The organism is Microcoleus sp. AT8-B5 (assembly GCF_036705565.1).
Classification (GTDB): domain Bacteria; phylum Cyanobacteriota; class Cyanobacteriia; order Cyanobacteriales; family Microcoleaceae; genus Microcoleus.
Genome location: NZ_JAUBUY010000033.1, coordinates 60,649 through 74,893, shown reverse-complemented (window position 1 = coordinate 74,893; position 14,245 = coordinate 60,649). Strand labels below are relative to the sequence as shown.

Annotated in this window: 11 protein-coding genes and 1 pseudogene; 3 read left to right on the top strand and 9 right to left on the bottom strand. The window is 46.8% G+C overall.

Annotation, left to right across the window (positions count from 1 at the left end; genetic code table 11):
- Window positions 1-242: 242 nt before the first annotated feature.
- A complete protein-coding gene (dusB, locus tag QUB39_RS20905) occupies window positions 243-1,256 on the bottom strand; it encodes a tRNA dihydrouridine synthase DusB (RefSeq protein WP_333057150.1) in 1,014 nt (337 codons plus the stop codon).
- 463 nt (window positions 1,257-1,719) lie between these two features.
- Here dusB and QUB39_RS20900 point away from each other — a divergent pair, with 463 nt between their 5' ends.
- Both QUB39_RS20900 and QUB39_RS20895 read left to right on the top strand, forming a co-directional pair.
- Complete coding sequence (locus QUB39_RS20900) at window positions 1,720-3,312, top strand: glucose-6-phosphate isomerase (RefSeq protein WP_333208656.1); 1,593 nt, start codon at window positions 1,720-1,722, stop codon at window positions 3,310-3,312.
- Between the two features lie 63 nt (window positions 3,313-3,375).
- Entirely contained in the window at window positions 3,376-4,116 is a 741-nt protein-coding gene (locus tag QUB39_RS20895) for a response regulator transcription factor (RefSeq protein WP_333057147.1), read from the top strand.
- A 10-nt stretch (window positions 4,117-4,126) separates the two neighbouring features.
- Here QUB39_RS20895 and QUB39_RS20890 read toward each other — a convergent pair whose 3' ends face one another.
- The 4 genes from QUB39_RS20890 to murC all read right to left on the bottom strand — a co-directional run bounded on the left by QUB39_RS20890 (window position 4,127) and on the right by murC (window position 8,321).
- Window positions 4,127-4,615 carry a low molecular weight protein-tyrosine-phosphatase gene (locus QUB39_RS20890; protein ID WP_333208657.1) on the bottom strand — a complete coding sequence of 163 codons (489 nt, stop codon included), beginning with the start codon at window positions 4,613-4,615 and terminating at the stop codon, window positions 4,127-4,129.
- 279 nt (window positions 4,616-4,894) lie between these two features.
- Window positions 4,895-5,245: a YbaB/EbfC family nucleoid-associated protein gene (locus tag QUB39_RS20885; RefSeq protein WP_006634273.1), complete on the bottom strand. Its 351-nt coding sequence runs from the start codon at window positions 5,243-5,245 to the stop codon at window positions 4,895-4,897.
- 412 nt (window positions 5,246-5,657) lie between these two features.
- A complete protein-coding gene (murB, locus tag QUB39_RS20880) occupies window positions 5,658-6,614 on the bottom strand; it encodes a UDP-N-acetylmuramate dehydrogenase (protein ID WP_333057143.1) in 957 nt (318 codons plus the stop codon).
- 150 nt (window positions 6,615-6,764) lie between these two features.
- Window positions 6,765-8,321 carry a UDP-N-acetylmuramate--L-alanine ligase gene (murC, locus tag QUB39_RS20875; protein ID WP_333057142.1) on the bottom strand — a complete coding sequence of 519 codons (1,557 nt, stop codon included), beginning with the start codon at window positions 8,319-8,321 and terminating at the stop codon, window positions 6,765-6,767.
- A gap of 964 nt (window positions 8,322-9,285) precedes the next feature.
- On the opposite strand from murC, the gene nadD reads away from it, so the two are divergent.
- Window positions 9,286-10,017 (top strand): nicotinate (nicotinamide) nucleotide adenylyltransferase, encoded by a 732-nt coding sequence (nadD, locus tag QUB39_RS20870; protein ID WP_333057141.1) that lies wholly within the window; start codon window positions 9,286-9,288, stop codon window positions 10,015-10,017.
- Here nadD and QUB39_RS20865 read toward each other — a convergent pair.
- From QUB39_RS20865 to QUB39_RS20850, 4 genes and pseudogenes are all read right to left on the bottom strand, one after another.
- A complete protein-coding gene (locus tag QUB39_RS20865) occupies window positions 10,006-11,148 on the bottom strand; it encodes a transposase (protein ID WP_333240504.1) in 1,143 nt (380 codons plus the stop codon). The genes nadD and QUB39_RS20865 overlap by 12 nt on opposite strands.
- Window positions 11,087-11,224: pseudogene (locus QUB39_RS20860) on the bottom strand (IS607 family transposase); the annotation flags it as partial. The gene QUB39_RS20865 and the pseudogene QUB39_RS20860, both read right to left, overlap by 62 nt.
- Window positions 11,225-11,301: 77 nt before the next feature.
- Window positions 11,302-13,023, bottom strand: a complete 1,722-nt coding sequence (gene ltrA / locus QUB39_RS20855) for a group II intron reverse transcriptase/maturase (protein WP_333057140.1) — start codon at window positions 13,021-13,023, stop codon at window positions 11,302-11,304.
- Between the two features lie 493 nt (window positions 13,024-13,516).
- Window positions 13,517-14,104 carry an IS607 family transposase gene (locus QUB39_RS20850; RefSeq protein ID WP_333057139.1) on the bottom strand — a complete coding sequence of 196 codons (588 nt, stop codon included), beginning with the start codon at window positions 14,102-14,104 and terminating at the stop codon, window positions 13,517-13,519.
- Between the last annotated feature and the right edge of the window lie 141 nt (window positions 14,105-14,245).

Below are 14,245 nucleotides of genomic sequence, written 5' to 3'. Positions count from 1 at the left end.
ATTTATTTTCTGACTCATTTTCATCCCGACGCTCACCTTCGGTAGAGCGCGGGACTTCCCATTCGCATTAGTTAAATCTTAGCCCGCAGAGGTGGGTTTTGTTTATTTCAGCTTGCACCATTTTCAAGAACAGGCAAGATGCCTGTTCCACAAAGATTAGATTTTAGTGTGGGGAGTAGGGGTTGGGCATCCTGCCCGCCCGTGAAAGGCTTATTAAAAATGGTGCAATATCTAAGTTTATTTCAACTTGCGGGCAATTGATCGATCGCGCGATCGATCGAATCGCAACCTTGTTCAACCGTTTCTACCACAGCCAACACGCCCCGCAATTCCCCAGCGCCGGGGAAACCCTTAGCATACCAGGTTAAGTGCTTGCGCGCTTGGCAGACACCGCTTTCACCTTTATATTCCCACAAAGCCCGCAAATGTTCCTTAGCACATTCGAGGCGTTCAATTGGTGTCGGAGGTATCTTTTCCACACCAGTTTTCAAGAAATAATCAACTTCTCCCACCAAAAAAGGATAGCCCAAAGTTCCCCGCGAACACATCACTCCATCGGCGCCGGTTTCTTCCAGACATCGCATCGCTGCTTCCACTGAAAAAATATCCCCGTTAGCAATAACTGGAATCGATAAAACTTCTTTCACTCGGCGAATCCACTCCCATTTTGCCGGGCCGGTGTAACCTTGCGATCGAGTGCGGCCGTGCACGGTAATCATTTTTGCACCCGCATCTTCCATCCGCTTCGCAAATTCCAAAATATTAATTTCTTTGTCAGTCCAACCAATCCTAGTTTTAACCGTGACAGGAACATCTACCGCTTCCACAACTGCCCGCACAATTGCCTCGGCTGTTTCCGGATCTCGCAGCAGGGAAGAACCGCCGCCGTTTTTAGTAATTTTGTTAACCGGACAGCCCATATTAATATCAACAGTATCCGCTCCTTCTGCCACTGCTTTCTGGGCCGCTTCTGCCAAGAAATCCGGCCGGCAGTCAAACAATTGAATGCTAATCGGGCGCTCGTTCGGGTCAACTTCCATAATTCTCGGCAGTTGCTTCACGTAGTGCAAACCCGTAGCGTTCACCATTTCCGTGTACATCATCGAATCCGGCGCGTAGCGGCGCACCAGGCGGCGAAATACCAAATCGGTAACGCCGGATAATGGCGATTGCAAGACGCGGCTTTTAACTTCAAAATCGCCGATTTTGAGCGGAGTTGCTAACCTTTCTTTTAATTCGGGAGATAGAGCAAGCATAGTCGATCGCACTTTAATTCTAATATCTGTATATTATACTACACTTCCGATAGTTGACAGTTGTTAATTATATTTTTAGCCGATTATTGAGTGACAGCTAAAAGTATATTTAACCTGACCGCAATACCTATTTTACAGAACCCGATCGCCCGAATTTGAACATTGTGAAACCATGACTCAAACGCCAACGCCGACCACAGTTAAATTTCTGTGCCGCTTCCATCTATCTATGGGGTGTGACCATTAATGAGATATCTACCTACTAAGACTGTTGCCCAAGTCATATTTTTATTGTTTAATTCTGCCGAATGCTCTGACTGCCTTCGGCTCCGGCTGCCTTCAGACGATTAATGCTTAAATTTATTGGGATTCTGCAAAAGCCGTACATCAGATCGTTTTAAACTACAATTGGTTGATTCCTGACGACGCCGATCGAACATTAAAAAAATTGTAGAGAATTCCTATGGACGCCGCAGCACTCTGGCAACGCTATCAAGACTGGCTTTACTATCACGAGGGATTGGGACTTTACCTCGATATCAGCCGCATGGGATTCGACGACGCTTTCGCAGCAGCACTGAAGCCCAAATTTGACAAAGCTTTCAAAGACATGGCAGCTTTAGAAGCAGGTGCGATCGCCAATCCCGACGAACACCGCATGGTGGGCCACTACTGGCTGCGAAACCCCGATTTAGCTCCCACTCCAGAATTAAAACAAGAAATAGTCGAAGGAATATCACAAGTCGAAGCATTTGTCAAGAAAGTTCAAAACCGCGATATTAAACCGCCCTTTGCTCCGCAATTTACCGACATAATTTCGATCGGCATCGGCGGCTCGGCCCTCGGCCCCCAATTTGTCGCCGAAGCTTTATCCCCAGACATTCCGCCCCTAGCAATACATTTTATCGACAACACAGATCCGGCTGGGATCGATCGAGTCCTCAACAAAATCAAAGACAAACTCGCCAGCACCCTAGTAATTACTATCTCCAAATCCGGCGGCACCCCCGAACCGCGCAACGGGATGATCGAAGTTCAAAAAGTCTTCGCAGCCGAAAAACTCGATTTTGCCAAACAAGCAATTGCCATCACCGGAGTTGACAGCCAACTCGACAAATTAGCCAAATCCGAAGGCTGGATTACCACTTTTCCAATGGCAGATTGGGTGGGAGGACGCACTTCCGAATTGTCAGCAGTCGGACTTTTGCCCGCAGCTTTGCAAGGCATCGACATTCGGGCGATGCTCGACGGCGCTAAAGTCATGGACGAAGCTACCAGAACCACCGAAATCAAACATAATCCCGCCGCCTTGTTAGCAATGTCCTGGTATTTTGCTGGCAACGGACGTGGCGAAAAAGATATGGTAGTTTTGCCGTATAAAGATTCACTGCTATTGTTCAGCCGCTACTTGCAGCAATTAGTCATGGAATCGATCGGCAAACAGGAAGATTTAGACGGCAACACAGTTCATCAAGGAATCGCAGTTTACGGCAACAAAGGCACCACAGACCAACACGCCTACGTCCAGCAACTGCGAGACGGCGTGCCGAATTTCTTCCTAACATTTATCGAAGTTTTGCAAGACAGGCAAGGCATTTCCCCAGAAGTAGAAACCGGCGTCACTTCAGGAGATTATTTGTCGGGTTTGTTGCAGGGAACTCGACAAGCTTTGTACGAAAATCACCGAGATTCCATTACTGTCACAATTCCCCAAGTCAACCCGGAGACAGTAGGAGCATTAATCGCCCTCTACGAAAGAGCAGTAGGTTTTTACGGTTCCTTGGTGAATGTCAATGCCTATCACCAACCGGGCGTCGAAGCCGGCAAAAAAGCGGCCGCTGCTGTATTGGACTTGCAGCAACGGGTACTGCAAGTGCTCAAAGACGCCCAAAAACCTCTGTCTGTCTCAGAAATAGCCAAAAAAGCAGGAAAGCCAGAGCAAATCGAGACAATTTATAAAACTCTGCGACATTTGGCAGCCAACGGGCGCGGCGTAGCTTTGGAGGGCAAATTAGGACAACCGGCTACTTTAACTGCAAGCTATCAAGAGAATTAAACAGTAGAATTAAACATTAAAAGTGACTAATTTCACTTTTAATGTTTAATTTTTAATTCCCCCATGCCATTAACGATTCTGGTTGCTGACGACGATTTCGCGACTCGCTTGTCGATTACCGATTATCTAGAAATTACCGGATACTCTGTAATCGCTGCTGAGAACGGCAAAGAAGCTTTAGGCTTGGTAGATGAATTTGGGCCCCACTTGATTGTTACCGACATTACAATGCCCGAAATGGATGGCTACGAATTTGTACGGCGAGTTCGGACTCGTCCCGCTTTCCGCTTGCTGCCGGTGATTTTTTTGACCGAACGCACGAGCACGGAGGAACGGATTCGCGGCTATCAGATGGGGTGTGACAATTATCTGGCTAAGCCTTTTGAACTCCAAGAATTGGGGGCGGTAATTCGCTCTTTGCTCGATCGCTACGCTCTAATCGCTCAGGCCCCCTCTCGTTCCCCGGAACCCGAACCAATGCCAACAGAGGCACGCAGCAGAGCCAATGACAAGCCAGAAGCAGATTTTTTAACTCAAAAGTCAAACACAGGCGATTCCCTACGAGATAGCTCCGCTTCACGGGCATCTCCCAGCCAAAATGCTCCGACTTTGACTCAGCGAGAGCGACAAGTGCTAGATTTGCTGACAGAAGGTCTTTCTAATATTCAAATAGGCTCCACACTCCACCTCAGCCCTCGAACTGTCGAAAAGCACGTCAGCAGCTTGTTCAGAAAAACTGACAGCAACAACCGTGCAGAACTCGTTCGCTTTGCGATGGAACACCATTTAGTCGGTAATTGGTAATTGGTAACTGTTAATTGGTAATTGTTAATTTTTCCTGATTGATAACGTACTCCAACAAACCCTCGGCAGCATCGTGCAGCAAATCAATTACTCGATCGAATCCCTCCGGGCCACCGTAGTAAGGATCTGGCACTTCTTTAAGGTCGTATTTCTGGCAAAAATCGCACATCAGTCGCACTTTATCTTTATACTTTCCAGCCGCATCCAAGGCAAGAATATTGCGATAATTGTCCCGATCCATAGCCAGAATCAAATCAAAATTTTCAAAATCTTTCCTGGTAAATTGGCGGGCTTCGCCTAGCAATTCAATGTCTCGCTTCTTCGCCGCCAATGCCATCCGCCTGTCAGGGGGGCTGCCAATGTGATAGCTAGCAGTTCCAGCCGAATCGCAGGTGATGCGATCGCTCAAACCAGCTTGTTCGATTAAGTGATTCATAATATTTTCTGCTGAGGGCGATCGGCAGATATTTCCGAGGCAGACAAATAATAATTTAGTCATTAGTTAGTAGTGATTAGTTATGAGTTATTAGTTATTAGTCAGTCAACCGTCAACAGTGCTAATTTGTAGCTAATTTGTAGGGTGCGTCGCTTTCAGAGTCAATCTGCAAGTTGTTCCATCAAACATGGAGCCGCGACGCACCTTACCATCGCTAATTTGTAGGGTGCGTCGCTTTCAGAGTCAATCTGCAAGTTCCATCAAACATGGAGCAGCGACGCACCTTACTGTAGCGGTTTTCCAGAAAGTTTAATCAGTCAACAATTGACTGATGACTAATGACTAACCGAAACCGGGGAGATTTAGTCCACCGGTGAGTTCTTCCATTTTCTCCCGCATCGTCATCGTAGACTTAGCGTAAGCATCCTGCATCGCCACCGTGACGAGTTCAGAAACCACATCAGCACCTTCACCGAGGGCATCCGGTGAGATTTCCACGCGGCGGGGTTCTTGGTTGCCGCTGAGAAAAACCTTGACCAAGCCACCGCCGGCAGTTCCCTCAATTTCCATGACATCCAACTCTTCTTGGAGCTTTTTAGCTCCTTCTTGAACCTGCTGAGCTTTTTTGAAAGCTTCAGTCAGTTCTTTCATTTTGCCCAGGCCGAAGCCAAATCCTTGTCCTGATTTTGTCATCAAAATTCCTCTGGTCTGAAACCCCGTCCTTACAGGACGGCTTTACATTTAATTTTAATCCCCTTGCGGGGTAGGGGGGTAGTTGCCCCCCGTGAGGATATGGTTGTCCTCAATCTCCCATTTCTGGGGTAAAGTTAGCTTTGCCAATGTTTTCTGAGCTTGCGCGGGCTAGGAGCACTGTTCCTGTTACCTGAGAACTGTTTAACTACTAGCGACAGAGCAGGGAACTAGCTTCGCATTCGCCCGGTGTCGTGACTCAAAAAACGTAGTCAGTTAAGACTTAGGCGGGTCAAGATGGCTTGTTAGATTTCTCTTTCAAGCCTCATGCCGTCAGGGCTGAGGTTCTTGACAACTACTTTGTGATGGTGTGTGGGCTGGCAGTCTGCCGTTTCCGTATTACTTCAATGATGCCTTAGAAGGGAAACTCTCCCAGTATTCTAACTTCTGGCTCCAACAACAGCGACCACCGCTGCTCGACTTGCTGTTGAACGTGGCGGATCACTTGAAAAATATCATTGGCCGTTGCCGACCCGCAGTTAAGAATAAAATTAGCATGGCGCTGAGCTACTTGTGCACCGCCGATCTGATATCCCTTCAGTCCCGCTTGTTCGATGAACCAACCTGCCGTCTTGGGGCCAGGGTTACGGAAGACTGAGCCACAGCTCGGTAAGTGGTAAGGTTGAGTTGTCCGCCGCTGGCTGAAATGGTCATTAGTTTCTGCCATTACTTGCGATCGGTCGAATCCCGGCTGTAACTGAAAAGTCGCTTCTGTTACTAGCCGATCGCCCCCTTGCAGCACCGAAGTCCGGTAGCGGTACTCCAACTCTTGGGGAGTCAGAATTTCCACCTTACCACCGGGGGATAGGACGCGAGCATTGACTAGAATATCAGCAGTACAGCCTCTGTGAGCGCCTGCATTCATCACCACAGCCCCTCCCACCGTACCCGGTATGCCGACTGCCCATTCTAGACCTTTCCAGCCCCGTTTAGCCGCCAACCAAGCAAGGCGGGGAATTGACTCCCCCGCCCCCGCCGTAACTTGACCTGTTTCTGGGTTAAAATTCACCTGTTTGAGGTAGCGAGTGCCGACGACCAAACCGGACAAACCCCGATCGCTCACCAACAAATTAGAACCCGCACCCAGCAGAGTCACCGGCACCCCTTCATCGTGTGCCCAGGCAAAACTCGCTTGCAAAGCCTCCATACTGCGGGGAGCAACGTACCACTCGGCGGGGCCACCGACTCGGAAGGAAGTCAGGCCCGCCAGCGAAACTTGGGAGTTAATCTTGCAATCAGTTCCCCGCAAAGAAATAGGAGAATACACTCGCCGATTGTCCTTAACAGAGGAGTCATTCGAGATAGTCACCATCTTGAAAATCCTTAAAAATACCTTCGCTCGAAGACAGGGTTGAAAATCCATTTAGCTAACTTATGTCGCCCCTTTGAGCGAGCCGTCCGACAGAAGTTTCGACACAAAGTGCAACGCCATAATGTCGATCGACTCTACTCTGTTCGCGAGCTAATCGGGGCGATCGGCTTCTTGATAAAAAGCCATAACCTCTGGAATAATCTGATTCAGATTACCAGCGCCCAAAAACAGAGCCAAATCCCCCGGTTGCAGATTTTGGGTTAAAAACTGAGTGACTGACTCTAGGGAAGGCGCAAACTCAACCTCTCGGCCTTCTTTAGCAATCAAATCAGCAACCTGCTGCCCGCTAATCTCTCCTAAATTTGGTTCCCCAGCACTATAAATATCGCAAGCCACAACCAAATCAGCATCCCCAAAAGATTGAGCAAATTCTGGCAAAAATGTCAGAGTCCGGCTGTAACGGTGGGGTTGAAAAATTGCAACCACTCTTCGGGATTTGGGATTTTTTTCGCTACCTTCGATACGCAAGCGAGCGGCCGCCAAGGTGACACGAATTTCGCTAGGATGGTGAGCGTAGTCGTCCACAAACAGGATGTCATTGTGAAAACCCCGCACCTCAAAACGGCGACGAGCTCCTTCAAAGCCAGCAATCGCTTTGGCAATCGCCGAAAACTCTAACCCCAACAATCGGCCTACTGCTACCGCAGCTAGTGCATTGCTGAGATTGTGTGTACCCAGCAACTTCAACTCCATTTCCCCCAGGAAAGCTCCTCGCTCCCAAATTCGGGCCTTGGTACTTTCGGCCCCGTACTCCACGCCCGATGCCGTGTAGTCAGCACCGCTGTCCGGCTGCAAGCTATAACTGACATTAGGCTGAAGGGAATCTTTGACGATTTGGTCGTCAATGCAGCCCACCAAGGTTTGACAGTTTTGGGCAAACACCTTAAATGTGTCTATTACCTGGTCAAGGGTATCGTAATGGTCTGGATGATCCAGTTCCACGTTCGTTACTATGCCAATTTTGGCTACTAGCTTAACGAGAGAACCGTCGGATTCATCAGCCTCGGCCACTAAGTAGGGGCCTTCCCCCAAACGGGCATTGCCTTCCCAAGCATTTACCTCGCCTCCTACTACGATCGTCGGGTCTAGACCCGCAGCCATCAGCATGAAGCCGATTAAGCTGCTAGTAGTAGTTTTGCCGTGAGTCCCGGCTACGGCTATGCTTTGGTAATCTTGAATTAACGCTGCCAACACATCCGATCGATGAAAAATCGGACAGCCCAAATCTAAAGCAGCTCGATATTCGGCATTGGCTGGGTGAATAGCCGTCGAACATACTACTTGAGGCAATCCCGGAATTGCTTGGGCGCTTGAACCGTTGCCGTTAAATTGGACAGCTTCGGCTGTCGCGACAGAAGTTCCTACCGTACCCGCGACTATCGAGGATACTGCTCTTTCCTGTTGCCCGCAGTCGGGACTGCTACCGTTAAGGGCCGTTTCAAATAATTCAAAATTGCTGGCGTCTTGACTCCAAAAAATATGAGCTCCCATTCCTTGCAAGCGCTCGGTTATGTGACTCGATTTAATGTCCGAGCCGTACACAGGCAACTTGCGTTTAGCTAGAATGTAGGCAAGGGCTGACATCCCAATCCCACCAATGCCGATGAAATGAAATGGTCTACCGCTAAAATCAACAGAACTCGGCATCTTTGCTCCTCACACACCACACCACGCCAATAACACGCGATATCATATCAAGAATTGTTTTTTCAGGATACAGTTCGCTAGAGATTTTGTACAAAATTCTCTGCGTGTCCCTAGATTTGAGGGACTTGTAGAGATGTTTGTCTTGTATCCTATATGACTTAGTACCGAGTAGTTTTCCGGAACAGTCACAGCTCGAAAATTGCAGGTAACAGAAAACGGGGTCTGGGGTCGGGGCCAATAGACTAATTTTGGGTGGTTGCATACTCCTGCATTCTTTCTATTTCTATCCGCCTGCTGTGCTGGGATACGGCAGCAAAAGCCCCACAACCTTTCTACCAAGATTGAGGGTAAAACCCATAAGGATTTACAAACACTACCACGAACAACAAAATTTCGCTCATTTTGTAGTCATTTATCTACTCCTACGGTCATTTTTTCTTGAAAGTGAGAGATTGACACGATCGCAGCTATAGTATATATTCTGACTTTATTGTATATATACAAGTTATGCAGTTTGTCGAAATAGTCGCAAAGCCATAGATCAAACCAAATCATTGGTTTTGATCGAGAAGCCGATCGACGCTCTTGGCAGTCCTTAAAATTTTTACCAGTGCGCTAAGTATATCTACCGTCAAAACTTTTTCGGTAGCCCACAAACGAATGCTCAGGCGGTCGATCGCAAAACGAGAAACAAGTTGGGATTAATATTGGCAAGGTTAATCATCCAGTCCCGAAACCACTCCGACGCTCAGAAGCGGGTTTTTTAAGTCTTATTGAAGGTTTGGACGAATTAAGGGGGTTGAAAAAACCGGTTTCAGCGTCCAGGACGATCGTCGAAACTAGGGTCGTCTAGGGGTTTGTCGCCGATGTAAAGCGAGGGTTTTCTCATAAACGAGCTTATGGTTAAAAGCGTATAAACAGAAAATTGGCGCGATGTCTGTATTAATCCTGATTTGGGGGAAATATGGGGAAAATAGCGGTTTTGGGCGGGACTTTTGACCCGGTTCACTGGGGTCACGTGTTGGTAGCCGAAACGGCTGCGAGTCAATTTGCTCTCGATCGAGTCATTTGGGTACCGGATCGCTCTCCTCCTCACAAAGAGCGCCCGGATTTGGCAAGTTTTGAGCAGCGGCGGGAAATGCTTGCTCTGGCGATCGCCGATCGGCCAGACTTCGTAATTTCGCCGCGGTCGGCCAATCCCAGAGGCAGTTGTTTTGCGATCGACACCCTGCTGTATTTGCAAAAATTGTATCCCGGCGATCATCGCTGGTACTGGATTATTGGTAGTGACGCACTCCTTACTCTTCCCAAATGGCACCGGTGCGCCGAAATTGCCCGGTTGTGCGACTGGTTGGTGGCCCCACGTCCGACTCACGGAGATCGAGTGACAGCAGAAAGCAAGGAGAGTGGGGGACTGTCCGAGTGGGGAGATTATCCGGGTGGAAAACCCCTCGATTCCGGGGGAGACAGGATGCAGGTTCAGGCGACTGCTGTGGGCCGACGAGTTGCCGAACAAATGGCTCTTGTGGACGTGGAAATTCGCTGGGAAGTGCTGTCCATGCGTGCGATCGAGATTTCGTCGAGCCACATCCGCCGCTGCTGCGCCGAAAGGCTCGACCTCCGCTACTTAGTCCCGGAAGTTGTCGGGACTTATATTGCAGCCCATCAGCTTTACCAGATACATTTAACCCGGTAAATCCCGAACTAAGCCAGGAATCACCGTGTATGGCAAGATAGAAAAAGCAGCAAGCTCTCCTATCAAGGAGGTATCTCTCAAAGCTTTCAATAAAATATTGAAAGCGCCATTTTTGTCCCTGTCCAGAGTGTGTCCGCACTTTGGACATTTAAATATTTTAGACCCGCCTAATTTAGAATGAACGTGTCCACATTTGGAACAGATTTTCGATGTGTACTCTTCTGTCACGTCTACTACAACACCACCATGCTTGGTAGCTTGATGCTTCAACGTTTGTTTAAAGCGATAATGGCTCAACGTAACCATCGCTCTAGCCGTTTTAGTCGCCAACCTGCGTTTGCCTTTTTTGACCATTTGTTGTGTCTCAAAGGTTGGCAAGAAAATTAACTTGTACTTGCTTGTCAAATATTTTGCAGCTTTCTTGTGTAGTTCATTGACCAAGTTTTTAATCTTGCTCCTGATTGGGGCTGCTGATTTTCGCAGGCAATACCTTAGTCGCTTGAACTCTCTCCCTTTACTTACTCCAATACGGGACATTAATTTGTCTAGATGCCTTGCTAGGCGATAGATACGACCGATATCGTTTTTTCCTATTTCGATGAAGTCACTACCATCAAAACCAGTAAGAAAAGTTCTGACACCCGGATCTAAAGCAATAACTAAATCGCTCTCAATTGGCTTGATTTTTGGTACATCAATTGCATAGCAAATAAACCATTTCCTGTTAATCAAGCTAAGTGTCGGTTCGTGCTGAATTACCTCGATAATGGGCTCCGATGACTTGAATGTTAGTTCCTTAGTAGAAAGTGGGTAAAAAGTTCCTAGTTTCCAATTGGACGTTTGAAATCGGATAGTCTCAGATGCGTCGAAACGGCTTCTAAATTTTGCCGTTCCTTTTGTCTTTTTAGCTGCTTTGTGTGCTTCAAAAGCTTGGAACACTGCCATTTGACGCGGATTGTAAGGTTGTTCAGACACCCAACTAGGGGCTGAGTCCATTATTTTCTTCCTTAAGCCATACTTACCAATTTTTTCATCTTTCAGGATAGCAATTGCTTGATTGTAACACCATCTACTTGCTGCAATCCAACTCCTCCACTTCGCTGCTAGCTTGGTTTCCGGGTAAACTCGAATCTTCTTTGATAGCAGATTTGTATTTTCGCAAACCATAGAGTCGGCTGCTAAAGACGTGGATGATGGCAAGGATGTCGGGTAAGGAGGCATATGTCACCATATCCCCCTCCCCTAAGAACCGTACTTGATACTTACGCATCATAGGGCTCAAGCCTATGGCTTTCCAGATTGCTTACCTGTGTGTATGTGTATATGACAGGCTTTGTGTACATGGACGAGATTGACCTCATCTTCTGTACCTCCATCTTTAACTTTCGTTATGTGATGAAGATGTAGTTCTTCTCCGTTGAACAGATTTTCGCCACATACTGGGCATTTCCATTTCTGGTTTTCAGCGACTTTAAAGTATTTGGACTTTTTATCCCATCGAATTTTTCCGGTGGAGGTTCGCCGTTGTTCCCAGTATTTGGCTAGGGTGGGGTCATCGGGTGATGAGGTGTCTTTGACTTTGATATGGCGTATAATTGGTATCTGAGAAATTTTTCTTACAGATACTATTTTGGGTTTTCCATGTCTGTCTGGCACCTCTGTTGTGAAGTTCCATTCCTTCCCTTTTAATTCGCGGAAGTATTTATTCTTCACCCACTCTTTACCCTTTTTCAGGTGTCTCCTGATTGCCCATGCCCACAGCATTTTGTGAACCATGTGGTCAACGTAAGAGAATGTTTCTTTACTCACCCCCGCTCTGTAGTAGTTAGCCCATCCGATTAGCTGTTGATTGAGATGTGTTATTACGACATCTTGTGGAAGGCTTTTATTTACTCTCAACCAGTCACGCAGTTCTTGAAGGAATGCTAAAACTTTTTCCTTTTGAGGCTTGGTTAATAGTTTTCCTTTATACTGTCGTAGATTAAACCCAAGAAAGTTAATTCCTGTACCTATCTCGGCGATAGTGGTTTTGTCTTGGTTTAAAGTCAGTCCTCTTTCTTTCAACCAGTCCTCGACTATAGGCACTACTGCTTTAATATCTTCCTCGGTTCTAGCGGTGATTAGAAAATCATCAGCATATCGGATAAATCCGTATTTTGGTGATTTTACGTTCTCTTGCTGCCCCTGTCTCTTACCACTTTTTCGGATTTGGGTGGATATTTTTGTGTACTTCGTAAGAAGCTTATCCAATCCGTCTAGTGCAATGTTCGCCAGTAGGGGGCTTATTATGCCACCTTGGGGGGTTCCGCTAGTTGTAGGGTTGAATACCTCAGCTTCAACGTAACCTGCCTTTAACCATTGTTTAATTAGCTCTTTTCCTGGAAGCTCTTTGATTGCGTCGAGGATGAAGTCGTGGTTAATGTTGTCAAAAGCTCCTTTGATATCGGCATCAAGAACCCATGTGTCTTTACCTTTTTGTAGACGACTGAAGCATTGCTCTATTGCGTCATTGGTACTTCTACCTGGTCTAAAGCCATACGAATTAGCTTCAAACTTAGATTCAAAATGCGGCTCGTAAGAGTTTTTAACTATTGCCTGTAATACTCGGTCTTTGATAGTCGGAATGCCCAAAGGTCTTTTCTTACCGTCGGATTTAGGTATGTAAACTCTTTTGGTTGGAATTGCCTTCCAAGGAGTATAATTTCCCATTTCTTGGATTAGTTGTATTCTTTGTGCTGGGTTAAGAATTGTCTGGTCATCAATACCTGGCGTTCCCTTCCCCCGATTCTCCTGAGTAACTCGTCTTACAGACAATTGCAGGTTAGAATAACTCCGTAGCATAAGTTTCATAAGGTTTCTAACCTTATTCCACTCTTTGTTCTGGGTTGCCCGATAAATTCGCTGTCTTAGTTTCCTAACATTCTTCTTAATGGACTTCCAGTTAAGGTTTGCCCATTCTGAATTGAGTTCCGTGATTCCGATACCATTACTGGTTCTATCTTCCATCTTGGTTTGGATTCTTTACAGTGTTTTATCGTTTAAGACCAGTTGGAAGTTTGCAATCTTTCGATTCGGGGCAAATTTTGAACCCTTATCTCTTGCATTACACAAGAGCGTTTGCTTTCTCCAACCTCCTTTACCCTCTAGGTTTTCACCTTCCTTGCGGTTGGTTTACTCATAAGGATGAGAACCCATAGGGCTTACCATGTTTCGTGCGTTGAACATCCGTCTCATTTGGGTTCCTTCTATATTCCGGTAGAGGCTTAGTTCTTCCGTAGTTATTGAAGACATCTAACTACCGCTCTACTTACCTTTTGGTTGATGTGTATCAGCCTGATTTCACATCTTAATGGATAACGGAACTTAGGAAGATTCACTTTCGTTAACCCTCATGAGACTTTCCCTCGCTTGATTTACCCTTTTAGGCTAAGAGTATATTAAGCTTCTGTGCCTTGCTTAATGCCCATTTCATTACTTACTCTGAACACTGGCGGGGTCTCTATGACCCTTTTACATGGGAACAGGAAGAAAGAATTTCCTGGAGAAGAAGGCTCCTCAGTTCTTGTGGAACAGATTCCACTAATCGCACGACTTCATGTCGCACATCTTCAACCATTTCTCGTTCTGGAGACAACTCGTTTCTGCTGAGAACCATGAGTTGGCAATTGTTTTGCTCGCAGATCCATTTGATAAGGTCGCCACCAAACCGGCACAGTCTGTCTTGGTGTCCGACCACAACTGCTGAGATATCTCCTGACATGACTTGTCCCAGAAGGGCAAGAAGCGCTTTTCTTTTGAAGTTGAGTCCGCCTCCGATGTCTTTAAAGACTTTAGCTTGCGGATAGAGGCTTTGGAGGTAACTGACTTGCCTATCAAGGTCTTCGCGCTGTTTGTAGCTGCTGACCCTGGCGTAGATGGCTGTAACTCGGTCATGTCCGGTTCCGAGAACGCTGTCGATATCATAGCGTCGCTGGTTAGAGGGAGTTCTGATTGCTGATATTTTGCCGACAAGTTCCCAGTTTCTAAGGGTTTTGTCTGAGACTTGCAAGATTTTGCAAGCTTCTCGTGGTGTGACATATCTGGTCATCGCTAGGGGGTATTTTTGCGTTTTCCAACCATATTACCAGGTTCTACAATGATTTACCGGAATATTCTAAGAAATCGTTTACTTTGTAACATCAGTAAGCAGCAGCAGAAAGCCTAATGCCTTCTGCCTTGCAATTTCAGC

What these genes read in the sequence shown, in the direction of transcription:
- murC (WP_333057142.1), bottom strand. Translation starts at nt 8,321, where the DNA reads ATGCCGAGTTCTGTTGATTTTAGCGGTAGACCATTTCATTTCATCGGC.
- nadD (WP_333057141.1), top strand. Translation starts at nt 9,286, where the DNA reads ATGGGGAAAATAGCGGTTTTGGGCGGGACTTTTGACCCGGTTCACTGG.
- ltrA (WP_333057140.1), bottom strand. Translation starts at nt 13,023, where the DNA reads ATGGAAGATAGAACCAGTAATGGTATCGGAATCACGGAACTCAATTCA.
- QUB39_RS20890 (WP_333208657.1), bottom strand. Translation starts at nt 4,615, where the DNA reads ATGACTAAATTATTATTTGTCTGCCTCGGAAATATCTGCCGATCGCCC.
- QUB39_RS20895 (WP_333057147.1), top strand. Translation starts at nt 3,376, where the DNA reads ATGCCATTAACGATTCTGGTTGCTGACGACGATTTCGCGACTCGCTTG.
- QUB39_RS20850 (WP_333057139.1), bottom strand. Translation starts at nt 14,104, where the DNA reads ATGACCAGATATGTCACACCACGAGAAGCTTGCAAAATCTTGCAAGTC.
- dusB (WP_333057150.1), bottom strand. Translation starts at nt 1,256, where the DNA reads ATGCTTGCTCTATCTCCCGAATTAAAAGAAAGGTTAGCAACTCCGCTC.
- QUB39_RS20900 (WP_333208656.1), top strand. Translation starts at nt 1,720, where the DNA reads ATGGACGCCGCAGCACTCTGGCAACGCTATCAAGACTGGCTTTACTAT.
- QUB39_RS20885 (WP_006634273.1), bottom strand. Translation starts at nt 5,245, where the DNA reads ATGACAAAATCAGGACAAGGATTTGGCTTCGGCCTGGGCAAAATGAAA.
- murB (WP_333057143.1), bottom strand. Translation starts at nt 6,614, where the DNA reads ATGGTGACTATCTCGAATGACTCCTCTGTTAAGGACAATCGGCGAGTG.